Here is a 17,922-nt window from a genome sequence, read left to right on the forward strand (position 1 = left end):
CCGACCATGGGTAACGAGGTCCGAACGTCCCCAGAGCGATCACCCGGATTCTTGAGGAGCCCGTACGCTCGCCATTAGGTCGAGCCAGGTCACCGCGAACGGCGCGCCACGCGCGGCGCTTGCGGGCTTAAGAGCATCGATGGCAACGTCTGTCAGCCAAGCCGGCGGGTCCGCCACAACGTCGAGACTTGTAACGAGATACAGGAGGCCGCGGGGCTCGGGGTATCCGGTGCCGATAAGTTCCTGACGATCCACGGCACGCCATTCGCCAGCGCGAGCAAGTTCGAAAATGCGCGGGACGCTACGAACCTCCTCGTATAGCAGTACGAGGCGGGCACTAAGTTCACGACTCCCGAGATGCAACGCTCCGGTTCGGTTGTCCGCGCGGACGTTGTAGCTGCGAGTCTGGTCGATCCACGCCCGGTGCCTTGAACCTCGCACGTATCCCACCAGGACGTCGGTATCCGCCGGCGGTCGATCAAGGAAAGGCGCCGGAGGCAGGCGCGGATGCTCCTGTGCCGGAGCCGCATAGATGCGCGCCCGCCAGAACCTCTCCCGCTCATGTTGGGTCGCTTGGTCGGCTACGTGATCTAGGACGCCGGTCAGAAAGATCGAGATCTCCTCGACGCCGTAGGCCCCCTCGGCGCCGGGGCGAAGCGGGAAGGCACCAAGGCCGGGAAGTGCCTCGGAAAACTGACGCCGATCGACGGTCACGTCACCGGGGTACAGGACGTACGCGCCCGCGGTGCGATGAATGGCATCGCGATACGCGTGCATCTTGAGTAGGTCGTCGCGTTTCGCCGCTCCCCGTGAAATCACGCCGTCCTCGTCCTCCACCGAGAAATCAATAGGTGCGGCTCCGCTTACACGGTACTTGGCATCGAAGTGCACCCAAACGTCGAGTTCTTCAGCGCGCGCCGAAGCCAACGGGAGCGGACGGATAAGAATCGAGCAGTCGGGTCGCATAGGTGCCGTCCATGACCCATTTCCGGCGGTGAACTGACGATTGAACATGAGACGCACCTCGAGCGGACGACCGCGCCTAGTCGTTGACCAAACGAGTGCGGACTCCACGCCCGTCATGAGGCGCAGCGACAGCCCGTTAGCGCTGGGTGTGAAGGCCTGCGCGGTCTGTCGTTGTCCGCACACCTCACCTACAACATCGACTAAGGTGAGGTAGCTCCACAGCTCATAAAGCGTCGCGACATTGCGGAGAGTGGGATTGTAGACGTCATCTGCGTCCGAATCCCACGGCAGTTCCAGTCCAGCGTCGATGAGTACAAACATGTGAAACAACTGCCGATAACCTGCCCGTCTGAGCAGCACCTGGCTGCTCGATGGGAAGCGGTCGAGCCTTCCGACCTGGCGAAACAGCGGGCGATTCAGGATGTCGTCGAGAATTTCGATTGCTTCGTCGGCGGCCTGCTTTCCTCGGCGCATCGGTCCCGGCACAAGTCTTAGATCGTCACGGACCAAACCGTCACGCAGTTGCCGTGCCAGCGCTCGCCACGTCTCCAGTGCATATTTGACGAACCGGTTGGGTGCGGTATCGACCGTCGTCTCGTGCCTAGATCGCTCCAGCATCGTTGGCATCGTGGACAGGGCCGGACGGCCGCGTCCCTGCAGCCAAGGTCGACGTGGGCCCGGCGCGCCAAGCGCCCTTCCGAACGCCGGTCCCACTGGGTACGCGCTTCCCGGGCTTTGACGCTCCCCGACCGCGCGCCATTCGAGATGAGGATCGCCAAGTATCTGCCCTAGCACTGCTTCAAATTCGTCGGAGCGCAAGTGCGAGTCGAGGATGACGAATCGCTGGTATAGCAGGTCAGTGCTGTGGTTCGCTATTGCGGCCTCAAGGGCGGCCGGCGCGAACCCTTGGAGCACCGCCTCAGCCGCATGCTTCGTGATATCGGAAAGCATTTGGCGGTATTCATCGCGCTGTGTCAGCTTGGCGGGCACGACATCGACAACGGCCGACAAAATGGCCGAATTCGAGTAGACGACGATGACTATCGTGCCCACAGATTGCCCGGGTGCGATTCGCCCATGGCCAAGAGACACGTCATCGGGATCGAAAAGCTCCGCCGGCTCGATCCGCGAGACTTGATCGACGCCATGCAGCTCGTACCAGTACCGCTGACCCTCTATCAGCGCGACAGAGCCGTTCACTGCCGGTGGTGGACCGCTGGGAAGCTCCGACACCACCAGAGCTCCGCGCTCCTGGCCAGCCAAGTCACGGAGAGGTAGGGAGACTGACGTCATGGCTACTCAGCAAAACTCACGAACTGGTTTGCCCGCAGAACCTCCAACATGCGGCCGACCTTGGAGTGTGTCAGCGGCCATCGGACGGATTCGTCACCGTTTGCCCGTGTTTGGAGCTCCACGAGGAGCGGTTCCAGCCGACGCCGGGAGCCATGCAATCGCGGCAGAATCTTTTGCATCAGGATGAGGTCGAACACCTCGTCGATTGACGGAGTGGATGACGATGAGGCGGCATAAATAGCGGCGAAGCGCAGACTTTCGTACATCGTGCGGTGACCGAACTCAAAACTGACGTCGGCGAGGAGTCGGTGCACGCCCCGTAGGGCCTCAACCAACTGCTCCCGGTACTCATACGGATGCGTGTGGTGCCAGCCATCGTCTTCGGCCAGGGCGCAGACTTGCCGAACGATTTCCTCAGAAGCGGCTGCCGCCGGGACGGGACGGCCACGATCGGGGTCCAGAGCGTCTGCCTCGACGCGGAATTCAAAAGTAAATGCCCGGTCCAGAACCTTGGGAGAGAACATGTACGTCGTCTCATCCACATTGACCGTGCCGACGACGAACAGATTCCGCGGCAACGGGAGCCGCTCACCAGGAACGCTGCGCACCTCCCAGGACAAGTCCTCGTCTCGTCGCACCAAATCGGGCAGAATCGGCTGGCGTGACTCCGTGCCGGAGAGGAAATCGGCGAAGTAGCGCTCAACGTGGGCTAGGTTCATTTCGTCGAGAATGAGCAGGTACGGCGCTGTGGGATCGTCGACCGCGCGGAGGATGAGCTGCAGCGCTTCGGGTACGAACCACACCGGCGTCTTCGCCTCGGCGCTGCGGAGGGCATCCTCGTAGCCCAGCAGCGCCTCCGGCCCGGTCCAGTCCGGTCGGACCGGCACGACTAGATACCGAGGGCGCCCGCCAGCATCACGGCCGAGCCAATCACCGAGTCGCATGGCGAGCTGAGTCTTACCAGAACCGGACAACCCGGTGAGGATGGCGAATGGCTTGGCCAAGATGCCACTAAGGAAGGCGCGTACGAAGTTGCCGCCCGACGCGAAAGCGAGCCCCGATTCCTCCACCGCAGCGGCAAAGTTCTGCTGGACCGTCGCGAGGTCGATGTCAGACGCCGTTGACGTTGTCTCGGTTGGCTCATACCACGGCATCGCAGCACCAAACTCGGGGAAGTCCCTGACCAGCACGTTCAGCAGGGCCTCGCCGACCTTATACAGGTAGCCTTGCTGCACCGAGCCTACGCTGGTGAAGGGGCCTGAAGCGGGGATACGCACGGCCGCCGGGATCGATGCCAAGGGAACCGGGCTACCAAGATCTTCGTAGTGAACTTGGACGAGCCGGCCGTCCTGTTCCCACTCGTCGGATTCGAACGGATTCGCCGCATCCGACGCTGGGCCTTCGGCCGTCCCGATAGCCCGCAAGCTTCCGTTGCTGTAGTGCAGGATGATGTCGCCGCCGCTAACGTCGCGCATCGTTTCCCAGTGGCGCTCAGTGCGTCCGGCCTTGTTGAGCTTCGGCGCCCAGATGACACCGGAATTACGAGCCTTGCCGTACGTCGAGCCCTGGTTCACCCACCACACCGACGGCTGCTGCCCATTCATCTTGACATCATGCCCCAAAGCATCGACAGGACGCCGCTACAGATGACCAGCGCGCCGACACAAGGCAGGCGTGGGGTTGTCGGCGGCCGCCAAATTCCCGGGGCCCGCGTGGGCAATCCGCACGTCAGCTGTTCATCAGCTTCAGCATCTGCTGGACCTCGCTCTGGCGGGACTCGCGCACCCGCTCGGCGAAGGCCTTCGCCTCCTTGTTCGCGCCGTTTGTGGTCTCCAGGTGAGCCATCTCGATGGCGTTGTGCTGGTGGGCCAGGAACAGGTTGAGGAACGCGGTGTCGAAGCCCGCGGCCGAAACCGTCTTCAGCGCCTTGATCTCGGCGGGGCCTGTTGCGGGCAGGCCGCCGTGGTCGGCGTGCAGGCTCTTGTTGGTGTCGACGTCGACGGGCTTCTTCCACTGGGTCAGCCACGCCTGCATCATCGACAGCTCGTCCTTCTCGGTGGCCTGAACGGCCTGGGCGAGCGTCTTCAGCGACGGATTCTTTGCCCGTGCGGCGGCCATCGCGGTCATCTCGAGGCCTTGCTTCTGGTGGTAGACCAGCATCTGTAGGAACATCACGTCGGTGTCGTTGAAGTCGCTGCCGGCCTGGATTTCCGCTACCGCTTGAGCGGAGACGACCGAGGCCGGAGAAGGCGCGGCCGTGCCGCAGGCGCCTACGAAGAGGAGCGGCAGGGCGGCCAGAATCAGGCGCTTCACAGCGGGAGCCAGAGGGCGAGGGTGTAGATGGTCGGCTCCCAGCTGTTGATCGACGTGTGCGACTGGCGGCACTGGTAGCGCTTACCGCGATAAGTCACGACCTCGCCCGTTTTGTACGAGACTCCGGCGGCCCAAGATGAGGACGAGCCGCTGGTCGCGGCGGGAGAGGAAGTAGCGGCAACGATAGGTGCAGTCGTCGGCGCGGTGGTAGGCGTCGATGACGATTCGCCGCCGCCGACGTTCAGGTCTACGCAGTTGTAGAAGGCGTTCGCCGTGTCGCCGATGTTCCAAACGGCCAAGACCTTCTGCCGGCCGGGGAACTTGCTCAGGTCGACCGTGTGGGAGACGACGGCATCGGGCTGGGCGTTGCCGCCGTCGAAGGTGGCGACCTTCGTGCCGTCGATGTAGTAGACCCAATCCGCGGTGCGGTGCCGGGCCGTCAACACCCAAGTGAAGGTCACCGACGAGCCGACGGACTTCGCGGGCCAGTTCCGGGACTCGTCCGAGAGCACCGACCACTGCGCCACCCCGCCGTCGCACGATCGCGAGCCCTTCAAACCCTCCACGGTCTGCGGCTCGAACTGGATGGGTCCGCAGTCGGTCACGGCGCCGGAGGCGCAGAGGGCCTGGCGGCTGGGCGGCGTCGAGACGTATCCGTGGGCCGAAGCCGGTGAGGCGACCGCCAGGCTCGATCCGAGTACGCCCAGGGCTACCAGCGGATAGGCGATCTTCCTGCGCATGTCAGCACTCCACAACACTCCGGGGGCCAGTTACGCCGGAGACGGTAGGGAGCGCTGCCATAAAGGAGCCTTAACGGACCCGGAAAGGATCATGAAACCGGGAACAGGATGCCGACGCGGGCGCCGCCCAACGGGCTGCGCGTAATAACGAGCTCGCCCGACGATGAAGAGGCGGCTCGGCGCACGATGTCGAGGCCCAGGCCGGTCGAGCCGGCGCCGCTGACACCGCGCTGCACGGCATGCGCGGGGTCGCGGATGCCGGGGCCGGCGTCATCGACCAGCAGCCCGGACGGCGAGATGCTGACCCGGAAAGCCGTGCGCTCGGGGGTGTGCGAGAAGACGTTGCCGAGCATGGCGTCGACCACCAGGATCAGCTCGCTGCGCGGCAGCGGCAGCATCACCGGCACGTCGCCGCCGACGACCTCCCACGGCCGCTCCTGATCTTCGGCGAGCACCGACCAGAACGCCAGGCGGTCGGCGAGCACCTCGACCAGGTCGGTGCGCTCCTGGCCGCGCGCCTCGACGCCGAGCCGGGCGCCGGTGATGATCGCCTCGAGCTCCTCGTCGAGCAGGTCGCAGGCCTGCCGCATCCGCTCGGCTATCGGGCCGGGTGGCATCGCCTCGGCGTCCAGGCGGAGCGCCGTCAGTGGCGTACGCAATCGGTGTGAAAGGTCCGCGGCCAGCTCGCGCTCCTTGTCGAGCAGGCTCCGCAGGTCGTCCGCCATGGTGTTGAAGGCGTTCGCGGCGTCGCGCAGCTCGCGCGGGCCGACCGGTTCAACGCGTGTTTTGAGGTCGCCGCCGCCGAGCCGCCGGGTCGAGTTGGCCAGCTGCCGGGTCGCCCGCACCATCTGGCTGCCCAGCCGGTCGGCCAGCAGCGTCGACCCGGCGACGAGCACGATTGCGAGCCCGCCGAGCACCAGCCAGGCCGCCCACACGCCGCGGCGCATCTCGGCGTCGGGAACGTAGACCTCGACCACGACCGTGCGCCCGTCGGTGAGGACCGTCGGCTGCAGGTAGGCGACGCCGTCCGGCGCCGGCGCCAGCACCGACCGGCGGTCCTGCGCGGCTAGGGAGATCTGGGCGGCGTCGGTGTGCGAGACGCCGATCGGGGCGACCTCCGGCAGGTGTACGGCGAGCCGGCCGGCGCTGCCCGCGGTGGTGCTGGCCACCGCGTTGGTCAGCAACGTCGGGTCGGCGTCGACGCCGAGCACGGTGACCAGCGAGGTGGCCTGCTGGCGCGCGTCGCTGACCGCCCGGTCATGGGCGATCTGCCGGGTGGCCACGGCCAGCGGGACGAGGAAGGCGAGCGCCACCATCGACGTGATGGCGAGGGCGAGCCGGTTCAATGCCCATCTCATCGAGGATCGACCATCATCACGCCCACACCGCGCACGGTGTGCAGGAAGCGCGGCTGCGCCGCCGTCTCCCCGAGCTTGCGGCGCAGCCACGAGATGTGTACGTCGATGGTCTGCTCCTCGCCGATCCGGGCCTGGTTCCAGACCTCGTTCATCAGCTCACGCCGGCTGATCACCTGGCCGACCCGCTCGGCGAGGTACGCCAGCACGTCGAACTCGCGCCGGGTCAGCTGCAGCGGCTGCCCGTGCAACTCGGCCCGGCGCTGCCTCGGGTGGATGATCAGGTCGCCCACGACGATCTGCTGCTGGATCGGCTCGGGCGCGGTGCGGGCCCGGCGCAGCACGGCGGCGATGCGGGCGAGGATGTGCCCGCCCGAGAACGGCTTGGTCACGTAGTCGTCGGCGCCGGCTCTGAGCAGCGTGATGATGTCGGCCTCGGAGCGGCGGGCGGTGGCCACGATGACCGGCACGTCGGAGACCGAGCGGATCATCCGCAGCGCGTCGGTGCCGTCGATGTCGGGCAGCCCGAGGTCGAGGATGACCAGGTCGGGCCGTTCCTCGCTGACGATCTTCAGCGCGTCGCCGGCGCGGCCCACCGGCCGCACGACATGCCCGGCATCGGTCAGCGCCCGGGACAGCGCGGCCGTGATGATGCGGTCGTCCTCGACCAGCAGGATCAGCGCCATGCGGTGCAGCATAGGTGTATCTGAGAACATGGCCGCGTGGGATCTTCCCGGTGGACTCCGATCGCGGGCTGGGCTGCGGCTACCGCGACCAGCATCGTGCTGGCCAGCGTCGCCATCCTGCCGGTGCTGCGCGCCAGCGAGCCGCAGGATGGCGCCCTCGCGCAGCTCCCGGCCGCGGCGGCGACCAGCTTCCCCGCGCCGCTGCCGAGCGTGACCACGCCGGTACCAAAGGAGTCCCCGACCAGCAAGAAGCCACGGACGACGCCGACGTCAAAACCCCCCACGACGAAACCGGCCACCAATTCGACGACGCCGCCGAAGACCACGACCGAGGACGGCTGGACGGTCACCACCGCCGACGACGGGCTGCGCACGTACGTGCGGTCGTTCCAGGTCGAGGGTGGCCAGGCGGTCATCAAGATGACCTCCGACAGCGTGGTCTCGCTGGTCACGGCGACGCCCGCCGACGGGTACGCGGTGCAGAAGTTCCAGGACTCCGCCGACAATCTGGCCGTCTACTTCAACGAGACGAACCACAGCTTCATCATTCACGCGACCTGGTGGGACGACAAACCGTTCGCCGAGGTCAGCGAGATCGGCCAATAGATGCCGGCCTGGGCCGCCGTGCTGATCACCGCGGCGCTGTTGCTGGTGGTCGCCGGCGTGGCCGCGCTGACCGGAAAAGGTCAGATCCGCAAGCCGCTGCCGGAGGAGGCGATGGCCAGCGGCCGGCGCGACGTCGAGGCGGTGAAGGACGCGATCCGCGCGAGGCCCCAATAAGCCATCGCGAGTTATCAAGATCGCTAAGGCACCCGGGCGGCTGGATCGGTCCGGTCCAGCGCATCCTCGAGCACGCCGTTGAGCATCCGCGAGTAGGTCCCGGTGATGTGGAACCGATTGCGGTAGACCATTACGTTCCCGATCACCGGCGTGCAGATCGACGAGCACAGCCAGGGCAGCACCGAGACGTACCCGGCGCCGGCGCCGTGCGCCGCGGACTCGTCGGCCGCGTTCCACACCCGCGCGGTGGCCTTCGTCCGGGTCGTGAAGCAGGTGGCCAGGTTCGACCCGTGCGCGGCCAGGCAGTCCGGCGTGCTCTGGTCGAGCACCGGGGTGTCGCCCAGCACGACCACCCGCGCCGCGGCCAGCGACAGCGAGGTCAGCGTCTTGCGCAGCCCCGCCGCCCATTGTCCGGGAGTGATCAGCTCGCCACGGTCCACCTTCTGCGAGAAGCTCTCGTTGGTGACCACCACCAGGTCGGGCCGCGTCCGGCGCACCTCACCCAGGACGTACGAGTGGAACCGGCCGCACTCGGCGAACGGCCGTTGCTCCTGCTGGTTCCAGAAACTCAGCTCGGGTGTCGGGCAGGCCGGCTTGCCGTAGAACTCGAGCCGCCAGTGCCGCCGCTGCGCGATCTCCTTCATCGCCGGCAGCCACATCCCGGCGTGCGAGTCGCCGTAGAGCACCACGCGCAGCGCGCTCGCCGGATCGCCGAAGACGCACGGCTCCATGATCCGATCGGCGGCCGGCGCGACCTCGCACCTCTCGTTGTCGAAGCCCAGATCGGTTCCGGCGCTCGCGATCGACGGCGTCAGGTCGGCCGGCGCCGTGCGGATGGCCGGCGCCTTGCGGACCGCGGCGAGCACGCTCGACAACGCGATCCGCGGAGCGGGCTGATCCGACGGGCGCGGCGCGGGCTTGCCGTCGCCACAGGCCGACAGCAAGACCAAAGTCAAAAGAACCGGCAGAAGACGCGTACGGGAATCAGGGCTGCACATGCGCGACCGACGCTCCTAACCGGGGCTGAAACTGGGGTTGGTCGCCCGCTCCGGGCGACGTTGCCGTCTTCCACAGGGCCACCGCGACCGGCGCCAGGATGAGCAGCAGGGCGAGAAGAGCGGTGAGCAGGTGCGACCGCCGGAGGCGGCGGCTGTGCCGGATCGGGTTCTCCACCAGCGCGTACGTGGCGATCGCCAGCACCACGCCGAGCAGCACCAGGCCGGTGCGGGTGAGCCCGTTGAGCGGGCCGAAGGCCTGCGCGGCGATCATCAGGACCGGCCAGTGCCACAGGTACAGCGAGTACGAGATCCGGCCCAGCCAGCGCAGCGGCGCGACGCCGAGCACCGCGTCTGAACGGCCGGCCAGGGCCAGCAAAGTGGCGGCCACCGGCAACGCCGCGGCGTACCCGGGAAACGGGGTGCCGTCGTCGAAGGTCAGCGCCGCGACGATGATCCCGGCCAGCCCCACCCCCGCCATCGCGGAGGACAGGCCGGCCGGAATCCGGCTCAGGCGGCCGGCCGCAAGCGCGAGCAGGCAGCCGGCCCCCAGCTCCCAGGCGCGCGTCGCCGGGGAGAAGTACGACCAGGTGATGCCCGACTGCCACACCGAGCAGACCAGCGACGCGGTGACCGCGACGCCCAGCACCGCCGGGGTGAGGTGCCGCAGGCCCAGCCAGATCAGCAGGACCAGCAGCGCGGGCCAGACGAAATAGAACTGCTCCTCGACCGCGAGCGACCAGAAGTGCTGGAGAGGCGAGGGCGCGGCCTGCGACTCCAGGTAGTCGACGCCCTGAGCGGCGAAGTTGAAGTTGGAAGCGAACAGCGCGGCCCACCGGCCGTCCGAGGCGATCTCGTCGCCGCGGAGGAAACCGAGCCAGTGGTATCCGGCCAGGATCACGGTGACCAGCACGACGCCCGACGCGGGCAGGATGCGCCGGGCGCGGCGGCCGTAGAAGCGTAATAGCGAGAGGCCCCCGGTCGTGGCGACCTCGCGCAGCATCAAGGAGGTAATGAGGAACCCGGAGATGACGAAGAAGACGTCGACCCCGATGTAGCCGCCCCCGATTCCGGGAACGCCGGCGTGGAACAGCACCACCGCGGCGACCGCGACGGCACGCAGTCCCTCGATGTCGGGACGGAACGCGAGGGACGGCCCGGCCGCGCCAGCGGCGGCCGGGGAACGTACCTCTGTCGTCGTCTCTGTCATCGAGAGCGACACTAGCGGCGCAAAATCGCCGAAACCGGGCAATCAATCGAATACGACGCGTCCGGCGAGAGTTCGGCGAAAGTCCTGCGCGACGGGTCGGACACGTGCTACCGCGCATTGACGATGCCTGTCACCATAACTGTCGCCAGCGACGAAACGGGGGCGTCATCAACGGGTTCATCGAGGCTGCGTTGAGCTTTCCCGCCGTCTTGTTCACGCCGCTTCTCATCATCGTGATCGCGTTCTGGGCGGTGGTCATCGCGGGCGGCGCCGATCCCGACGCCGATGGCAGCGGCGACCTGCTGGGCTTCGCCGGGCTCGGTGGCGTGCCGGTCTCGGTTCCCATTTCGCTGCTGGTGGTCTTCGCCTGGTTCGGCAGCCTGGCCGGGGCCGTGTTCCTCCCGGCGTGGATCGCGCTGGTCGCCGCGCTGGCGGTGGCCTGGTTGACAACCTGGCTGATCGTCGTCCTCATCGGACGGTGGTGGCCGGCCCGCCCCGAGTCCCGCGCCGACTTCGTCGGCCGTACCTGTGTCATCCGCACCGGGCGCGTGACCCCCACCTTCGGTCAGGCCGAAGTCCGCGCCGAAGACGGCTCGTCCGCCATCGTGCAGGTTCGACAGACCGGCGCCGACGACTTGCACGCCGGCACGGTCGCCGTGCTTTACGACTTCGACCCGGAAGGCGAATTCTTCTGGGTCGTTCCCGCCGACATCGCCACGAAGGAACATTGATGGAAGTAATCTCCACCGGTCTTGGCATCGTGATTGCCGTCGTCGTCCTCATCGCTCTCGGCGTGCTCTTCTTCCTGAGCCGCATGTTCCGCAAGGTCGAACAGGGCAAGGCGCTGATCATCTCCAAGGTGCGACGGGTGGATGTCACCTTCACCGGCGCCGTGGTGCTCCCGGTCCTGCACAAGTCCGAGATCATGGACATCTCGGTGAAGACCATCGAGATCGTGCGGACCGGCCGCGAGGGTCTGATCTGCCGCGACAACATCCGGGCCGACATCCGGATCACGTTCTTCGTGCGGGTCAACAAGACCACCGAGGACGTCATCAAGGTGGCCCAGGCGATCGGCACCGCCCGCGCCAGCAACGAGGCCACGCTGCAGGAGCTGTTCAGCGCGAAGTTCTCGGAGGCGCTCAAGACGGTCGGCAAGCAGCTCGACTTCGTCGACCTCTACACCAAGCGGCACGAGTTCCGCGACCAGATCATCGAGGTCATCGGCACCGACCTCAATGGATACAGCCTCGAGGACGCGGCGATCGACTTCCTCGAGCAGACCCCGCTGCTGTCGCTCGACTCCAAGAACATCCTCGACGCCCAGGGCATCCGGAAGATCACCGAGCTGACCGCGATCGAGGCGGTGCGCACCAACGACTTCCGGCGCAACGAGGAGAAGGAGATCACCCGGCAGAACGTGGAGGCCAAGGAGACCATCCTCGAGCTGCAGCGCCGGCAGTCGGACGCCGAGATCAAGCAGCGCCGCGAGATCGAGACGATGCGGGCCCGTGAGGAGGCCGAGATCGCGCTCGCGCACGCCGAGGAGCTGCTGCGCTCCGAGGGCGCGAAGCTCAAGACCGAACAGCAGCTGGGCGTGCAGAGCGAGAACAAGGCCCGCGAGATCGCGGTGGCCGAGAAGAACCGCGAGCGGGTCATCGCGATCGAGACCGAGCGGATCGAGAAGGACCGGATGCTCGAGGTCATCGCCCGCCAGCGCGAGACCGAGCTGTCCACGATCGCCAAGGACAAGGAGGTCGAGGGCGAGAAGCGCTCGATCGCCGAGGTGATCCGGGAGCGGATCGCGGTCGAGAAGACGGTCGCCGAGCAGGAAGAGAACATCAAGCGCCTGCGGGTCGTCGAGGAGGCCGAGCGCACCCGGCAGGCCGTCATCATCAACGCCGAGGCTGAGGCGCAGGAATCGCTGGTCAAGGACATCAAGGCGGCCGAGGCGGCCGAGGCCGCGGCCAAGTTCAAGGCCCGCGAGGAGCTGGTGCTGGCCGAAGCGCGGCAGCAGACCGCCGAGCTCGACGCGCGCGCCAAGATCCGGCTGGCCGAGGGCCTGCAGGCGGAGGCGGCCGCGGCCGGCCTCGCCGACGTGCAGGTGCGCGAGCGCAACGCCGAGGTGGTCGAGAAGCACGGCATGGCCGAGAACGTGGTCGCCCGCGAGAAGGCGATGATCGCGGCCGACTCGATCAAGGCGAAGCTGGTGGCCGAGGCGGCCGGCCTGCAAGACAAGGCGGGCGCGATGGCGGCGCTCGACGACGCCACCCGCCAGCATGAGGAGTACCGCCTGCGGCTGGAGATGGAGAAGGAGATCCGGCTGGCCGGCATCAGCGTGCACAAGGAGATCGCCGAGGCGCAGGCCAAGGTCATCGCGGCCGGCCTCGAGAAGGCGGACATCGACATCGTCGGCGGCGAGTCGGTCTTCTTCGACAAGCTGATCGGCTCGATCACGCTGGGCAAGAGCGTGGACGGCTTCGTCGAGCACTCGAACGTGGCGCAGGCGATCGGCGCCCGCTACATCGAGGGCAACGGCAACCTCGTCGGCGACCTGGGCAAGGCGCTGGCCGGGATCGACACCGCGGACGTGGCCAACGTCAGCGTCGCCGCGCTCCTGGCCAAGCAGCTGAAGGAAGAAAAGGCCCAGTGACGTCGGGCACAGCGACGTCGACTCTCGACGCCGGCACCTACGAGGTACTGCGCGCCCGGCTGGGCGCGCAGGCCAAGGAGCTGGCCGCGCGGGCCGAGGCGCTGAACGACCGGCGGGTGCGGACGTTCGGCGGCTGGCCGATGACGCTGACCGGCACCGAACGGATCCGCACCGAGAACAACTGCGTGCCGCGGGACATCGCGCACGTGGGCGGCGCGATGCTGTTCGGCTACAACGTCTTCATCGGGCTCAAGGCCGAGACCTCGATCGCGGACGTCTTCGCGGTGCACGACTTCGCCGGCGGGAAGTTCGCCGGGTCGCAGAAGCCGGGGCTGCTCGACGACCCGGGCTTCCAGCGCGACTTCGCCGAGCTGTACCGGTACTACCGCGACACCAAGCTGCTCCAGCTGCGCCGGCTGGAAGGACTGCTGCTCGCGGTGTTCCAGACCGGGGCGCGCGGCGACGACGTCAAGGTGCTGCGCTGGCGGGTCGCCACCGACGGCGCCGTGTCGTACGTGGACAGCCGCGGCGAGCGGGACCACGTCTTCCCGCCGGCGCACGACTTCGAGTGGACGCCGACCACGCGGGACCAGCACGTGCAGGGCCGGCACCCGCACGTCTCGATCGAGGACGTGGTCTTCGTCGAGACGGTCGGCGGCGATCTCACGATCAAGGTGGAGAACAACACCGAGAACGGCGAGGGCATCTACACCGAGCCGGTGGACGAGCCCTTGCAGAGCCTGGCCGACGCCGAGATCGCGTACGCGAAGCTCGGGCCGTTGATCTTGCTTCGAATCCTGCCCTACAAGGAGACCCGGCGCCGCTACCTGGTCTTCAACACCCGCACCCGGGACGTGCGGCGGCTCGACGGGATCGGGCAGGCGTGCCAGCGGCTGCCCGAGGACCAGGGGATCATCTTCCCCGGCGGCTACTACCTGGCCACGGGCGTGAGCCGGACGTTCGACGCGGAGACCGCCGACCTCGAGTTCGAGCGGGTGGTGCGCTCGGTCAACGGCGAGGACGTGCTCTACGTCTTCCACGCCCGCGAGACGGGGCGCTACCTGCTGCTGCCCTACAACGTGATCCGCAAGGAGGTCGCCACCCCGATCATCTGCCACGGGTGGTCGCTCTTCGACGACGGCACCCTGATCGCGTTCCGGCACGACGGCGACGAGCCGAGCCGGGTGCACGCGATGCAGCTGTGGCAGACGCCGTACGTGTCGGACACGTTCGCGGCGGCGCAGCCGGACGGCGAGGGTCCGCTGCAGCGGATCGGCAACGCCGACCTGGTGCGGGGCATCGCCGACGCGCTCTCGGTGGCCCGGATGGTCGACGAGATGTCGCCGTCGGGGCCGGTCTTCGAGGCGATCATCGCGGCCTGCGGGCGGCTCTTCGACCACTACTTCTGGCTCGGCGAGGCCGAGCTGGAGAACCTGGCCGGACCGGTCGGCGAGGTGCGGGCGACGGCCGAGCAGGTGCTCGACGAGTTCGAGACGGTGCAGCAGCTGACCGCGCAGGCCACGGCCGCGGTCGACGAGTTGCGAGGAGAAGCCGAAGCGCTGATCCGGCGCGCTCGCAACGACTCGCCCGTCGCCACCGACGGCTGGATCGCGCTGCTCGCCTCGCTGCGCGCGCAGCAGGGACACGCGGTCACGCTGCGCGAGATGCGGTACGCGGACCTGGCCCGGCTCACCACCCTGGAAGATCAACTCGCGGCGGAGGTCGATGCCACGGCCGGCCGCGCGGTCGAGTTCCTCCGCCGCGAGGACGCGTTCGCCGGCTACCAGCGGGCGGTGGAGGACCTGGTCACCGAGGCGAGCAAGATCGCCAGCGTGGCCGCGGGCGAGCCGGTCGTGGCCAGGCTCACCGAGCAGGCCGACGGCCTCCAGGTGGTCATCGACGTGGTCGGCGGGCTGGAGATCGCCGACGCCACCGTGCGGGTCGCGATCCTCGAGCGGATCGGCGAGGTGCTGGGCGGGGTCAACCGGGCCCGGGCCACACTCGACGCGCGCCGCCGCGACCTGGCCGCCACCGAGGGGCGGGCCGCCTTCGCGGCCGAGTTCGCCCTGCTCGGGCAGGCGATCACGGCGGGGCTCGCGGCGGCCGACACGCCCGAGCGCTGCGACGAGCAGTCGGCCAAGCTGATGCTGCAGGTCGAGGCGCTGGAGTCGCGGTTCGGCGACTTCGATTCGCCCAATGGCTGGAACAGCGTCGACCAGCTGACGGCCAAGCGGACCGAGCTGTACGAGGCGTTCGCGGGCCGGCGGCAGGGCCTGCTCGACGAGCGGGCGCGGCGGGCCGAGCGGCTGGTGGCCTCGGCGCAACGAACCCTGGCGAGCGTGCAGCGACGGGTCGCGTCACTGTCCACGCTGGACGAGGTCAACACGTACTTCGCAACCGACCCGATGGTCGGCAAGCTGCGGTCGGTCGCCGGCGAGCTGCGGGCCCTGGGCGACACCGTGCGCGCCGAGGAACTGGACGGGCGGGTCAAGGCGGCGCGGCAGGAGGCCGGGCGCTCGCTGCGGGACCGGCTCGACCTCTACGGCGACGGCGGCACCACGATCCGGCTCGGCCGGCACACGTTCGCGGTGAACACGCAGGCCATCGACCTCACGCTGGTGCCCGACGGCGCCGAGCTGGCCTTCACGATCACCGGCACCGACTATCGCGCCCCGATCCGCGACGCCTCGTTCGTCGCCGAGACCCGCCCCTTCTGGGAGCAGCCGCTGATCTCCGAGAACCGCGAGGTCTACCGGTCCGAGCACCTGGCCGCCGCGATCTTCGCGGCGGACCCGGCGGGTGCCGCGGCCTCGCTTGCCGACGGGTCGATTCGCGATCTCGTACGGCGGGAAGCGGAGTCCCGCATCGGCGAGGGATACGAGCGCGGAGTGCACGACGCCGACGCGGCCCTGATCCTGGATGCCGTGATCCGGCTGCACGCGGCGGCCGGGCTGCTCCGCTACGAGCCGTCGGTGCGGGTGGCGGCCCAGGTGTTCTGGGCCTTCGAGACGACCGCCGAGCAGCGGGCCGCCTGGGCGCTGCGGGCTTCCTCGCTGGCCCGGGCGCGTGAGGTCTTCGGCGCCGAGAATGCGCTCGACGGGTTGGCGCGCGAGCTGGCCGCCGCGGCCGGGTCTTCGGCCGCCGGGGCCTCGGCTACTGCGGCCGGGTCGCAGGCTGCTGCGGTCAGGTCGCAGGCCGCTGCGGTCAGGTCGCAGGCTACGGTCGGGGAGTATCTTGCCGAGGAGCTGGCTACCGGAAATTCCGGATTTGTCACCTCGGCCGGCGCCCGGACCTTCCTCGACCGCTTCCACCGGACCGGCCGCGGATATCTGGATGACCTGTCGGGGCTGCCGGAGGTCGAGGCGCGGCGTGGGTTGATCACCAGCTGGCTGTCGGCGTTCCGGGCGGCCGATGTTTCACGTGGATCCGAGGACGATCTCATCGAGGCGGTCGCGATCGAGCTGACCGGCACGCAGATCACCCGATACGACTCGGCAGCCGCGCTGGAAACGACCGTCGAGGGACTGCTCGGCGTGCATCCGCGGATCAGCGGCGGCCGGCTGACCATCCGGCTCGACCGGTTCCTGGCGACGACCCGATCGTTCCGGGAGACCGGGGTGCCGGCCTTCCGCTCGTACCAGAAAAAGCGGACCGCCCTGGCCGCCGCCGAACGCACCCGCCTGCGCCTCGATGAGTTCGAACCGGCGGTCATGACCGCCTTCGTGCGGAATCAGCTGCTCGACAATGTGTATCTGCCGCTGATCGGCGACAACCTCGCGCGGCAGATCGGGGCGTCCGGCGACGCCAAGCGCACCGACCAGTCCGGGCTGCTGCTGTTGATCTCGCCGCCCGGCTACGGCAAGACCACGCTCATGGAGTACGTCGCGAACCGGCTCGGCCTGGTCTTCGTCAAGGTCAACGGGCCGGCGCTCGGGCATGGGGTCACCTCGCTCGACCCGGCGGCGGCGCCCAACGCGACCGCGCGGCAGGAGGTCGAGAAGATCTCGTTCGCGCTGGAGATGGGCAACAACGTCCTGCTCTACCTCGACGACATCCAGCACACGTCGCCCGAGCTGCTGCAGAAGTTCATCTCGCTGTGCGACGCGCAGCGCGAGATGGAAGGCATCTGGGACGGCGCCACGAAGACCTACGACCTGCGCGGGAAGCGGTTCGCAGTGTGCATGGCCGGCAACCCGTACACGGAGAGCGGTCAGCGGTTCCGGATCCCGGACATGCTCGCCAACCGGGCCGACGTGTGGAACCTCGGCGACGTCTTGTCTGGCAAATCGGACTTGTTCGAGATCTCGTACCTGGCGAACGCGCTCACCTCGAACCCGGTGCTCGCGCCACTGGCCACCCGCTCGCCCGAGGACCTGCCGTTGCTCGTACGGCTGGCCGCGGGGGACGAAACCGTGCGGCCCGACCGGCTGTCCTACGCGTATTCGGCGGCCGAGCTCGACCAGGTGCTGTCGGTGCTGCGGAAGATGCGGCATGTGCAGCGGATCGTGCTGCGCAACAACCAGGCGTACATCGCGTCGGCGGGGCAGGACGATTCGTCACGGACCGAGCCACCGTTCCGGCTCCAGGGGTCGTACCGGAACATGAACAAGCTGGCCGAGCGGATCGTGCCGGCCATGAACGACGACGAGGTCGAGGTGGTCGTCGACGACCACTACGCGGGCGAGGCGCAGACGCTCACCACCGGGGCCGAGGCGAACCTGCTCAAGCTGGCCGAGTTGCGCGGACGGATGACGCCCGAGCAGGTGAATCGATGGGCCGAGGTGAAGGCGGGCTATCTGCGGGCTCAGGCCCTGGGTGGCGACGGTGAGGACCCGCTCTCGCGGGCGATCGGGGCGGTCGGGCTGCTCGCCGATCGGGTGAGTGACGTGTCGTCGGCGATCGGGCGGCTGCGGTCTTCTTGATCTCCGCCG

General features: G+C 68.2%; 13 protein-coding genes. 5 read left to right on the forward strand and 8 right to left on the reverse strand.

Features of this window, described 5'->3' with window-relative positions; translation table 11 throughout:
- Nucleotides 1-39: 39 nt before the first annotated feature.
- The 6 genes from ACIA5D_RS23315 to ACIA5D_RS23340 form a co-directional block, all read right to left on the reverse strand.
- Nucleotides 40-2,202 (reverse strand): DUF2357 domain-containing protein, encoded by a 2,163-nt coding sequence (locus ACIA5D_RS23315; RefSeq protein WP_396032263.1) that lies wholly within the window; start codon nt 2,200-2,202, stop codon nt 40-42.
- A 59-nt stretch (nt 2,203-2,261) separates the two neighbouring features.
- On the reverse strand, nt 2,262-3,863 hold the full coding sequence (locus tag ACIA5D_RS23320; RefSeq protein WP_396032264.1) for an McrB family protein: 1,602 nt from the start codon (nt 3,861-3,863) through the stop codon (nt 2,262-2,264).
- A 124-nt stretch (nt 3,864-3,987) separates the two neighbouring features.
- Nucleotides 3,988-4,572 carry a DUF305 domain-containing protein gene (locus ACIA5D_RS23325; protein WP_396032265.1) on the reverse strand — a complete coding sequence of 195 codons (585 nt, stop codon included), beginning with the start codon at nt 4,570-4,572 and terminating at the stop codon, nt 3,988-3,990.
- On the reverse strand, nt 4,569-5,312 hold the full coding sequence (locus ACIA5D_RS23330; RefSeq protein WP_396032266.1) for a lytic polysaccharide monooxygenase: 744 nt from the start codon (nt 5,310-5,312) through the stop codon (nt 4,569-4,571). The genes ACIA5D_RS23325 and ACIA5D_RS23330 overlap by 4 nt, the downstream gene beginning before the upstream one ends.
- 89 nt (nt 5,313-5,401) lie before the next feature.
- Nucleotides 5,402-6,670: a HAMP domain-containing protein gene (locus tag ACIA5D_RS23335; protein WP_396032267.1), complete on the reverse strand. Its 1,269-nt coding sequence runs from the start codon at nt 6,668-6,670 to the stop codon at nt 5,402-5,404.
- On the reverse strand, nt 6,667-7,353 hold the full coding sequence (locus ACIA5D_RS23340; protein WP_396032268.1) for a response regulator transcription factor: 687 nt from the start codon (nt 7,351-7,353) through the stop codon (nt 6,667-6,669). Before ACIA5D_RS23340 ends, ACIA5D_RS23335 begins: the two co-directional genes overlap by 4 nt.
- A gap of 36 nt (nt 7,354-7,389) precedes the next feature.
- On the opposite strand from ACIA5D_RS23340, the gene ACIA5D_RS23345 reads away from it, so the two are divergent.
- Together ACIA5D_RS23345 and ACIA5D_RS23350 are read left to right on the forward strand one after the other, a co-directional pair.
- Nucleotides 7,390-7,959, forward strand: a complete 570-nt coding sequence (locus ACIA5D_RS23345) for a DNA mismatch repair protein MutL (RefSeq protein WP_396032269.1) — start codon at nt 7,390-7,392, stop codon at nt 7,957-7,959.
- Nucleotides 7,960-8,133, forward strand: coding sequence for a phage holin family protein (locus ACIA5D_RS23350; protein ID WP_396032270.1), 174 nt, complete (start codon nt 7,960-7,962; stop codon nt 8,131-8,133).
- A 23-nt stretch (nt 8,134-8,156) separates the two neighbouring features.
- Here the strand turns inward: ACIA5D_RS23350 and ACIA5D_RS23355 are convergent, their stop codons facing one another.
- Both ACIA5D_RS23355 and ACIA5D_RS23360 read right to left on the reverse strand, forming a co-directional pair.
- Nucleotides 8,157-9,077, reverse strand: a complete 921-nt coding sequence (locus ACIA5D_RS23355) for an SGNH hydrolase domain-containing protein (RefSeq protein ID WP_396032271.1) — start codon at nt 9,075-9,077, stop codon at nt 8,157-8,159.
- A 40-nt stretch (nt 9,078-9,117) separates the two neighbouring features.
- Entirely contained in the window at nt 9,118-10,338 is a 1,221-nt protein-coding gene (locus ACIA5D_RS23360; RefSeq protein ID WP_396032272.1) for an acyltransferase family protein, read from the reverse strand.
- A gap of 191 nt (nt 10,339-10,529) precedes the next feature.
- Here ACIA5D_RS23360 and ACIA5D_RS23365 point away from each other — a divergent pair, with 191 nt between their 5' ends.
- The 3 genes from ACIA5D_RS23365 to ACIA5D_RS23375 are packed head-to-tail and all read left to right on the forward strand — an operon-like array spanning nt 10,530 to nt 17,913.
- On the forward strand, nt 10,530-11,069 hold the full coding sequence (locus tag ACIA5D_RS23365) for a hypothetical protein (protein WP_396032273.1): 540 nt from the start codon (nt 10,530-10,532) through the stop codon (nt 11,067-11,069).
- Nucleotides 11,069-12,991: an SPFH domain-containing protein gene (locus ACIA5D_RS23370; protein WP_396032274.1), complete on the forward strand. Its 1,923-nt coding sequence runs from the start codon at nt 11,069-11,071 to the stop codon at nt 12,989-12,991. Before ACIA5D_RS23365 ends, ACIA5D_RS23370 begins: the two co-directional genes overlap by 1 nt.
- A complete protein-coding gene (locus ACIA5D_RS23375) occupies nt 12,988-17,913 on the forward strand; it encodes a DNA repair ATPase (protein WP_396032275.1) in 4,926 nt (1,641 codons plus the stop codon). Before ACIA5D_RS23370 ends, ACIA5D_RS23375 begins: the two co-directional genes overlap by 4 nt.
- Nucleotides 17,914-17,922: the final 9 nt, after the last annotated feature.

It is taken from the genome of Actinoplanes sp. NPDC051513, assembly GCF_044454685.1.
Taxonomy (GTDB): domain Bacteria; phylum Actinomycetota; class Actinomycetes; order Mycobacteriales; family Micromonosporaceae; genus Actinoplanes.

Bases quoted from the DNA above. Each gene is read 5' to 3' on its own strand.
- ACIA5D_RS23330 (WP_396032266.1), bottom strand. From the start codon at position 5,312: ATGCGCAGGAAGATCGCCTATCCGCTGGTAGCCCTGGGCGTACTCGGA.
- ACIA5D_RS23335 (WP_396032267.1), bottom strand. From the start codon at position 6,670: ATGAGATGGGCATTGAACCGGCTCGCCCTCGCCATCACGTCGATGGTG.
- ACIA5D_RS23360 (WP_396032272.1), bottom strand. From the start codon at position 10,338: ATGACAGAGACGACGACAGAGGTACGTTCCCCGGCCGCCGCTGGCGCG.
- ACIA5D_RS23340 (WP_396032268.1), bottom strand. From the start codon at position 7,353: ATGGCGCTGATCCTGCTGGTCGAGGACGACCGCATCATCACGGCCGCG.
- ACIA5D_RS23350 (WP_396032270.1), top strand. From the start codon at position 7,960: ATGCCGGCCTGGGCCGCCGTGCTGATCACCGCGGCGCTGTTGCTGGTG.
- ACIA5D_RS23320 (WP_396032264.1), bottom strand. From the start codon at position 3,863: ATGAATGGGCAGCAGCCGTCGGTGTGGTGGGTGAACCAGGGCTCGACG.
- ACIA5D_RS23370 (WP_396032274.1), top strand. From the start codon at position 11,069: ATGGAAGTAATCTCCACCGGTCTTGGCATCGTGATTGCCGTCGTCGTC.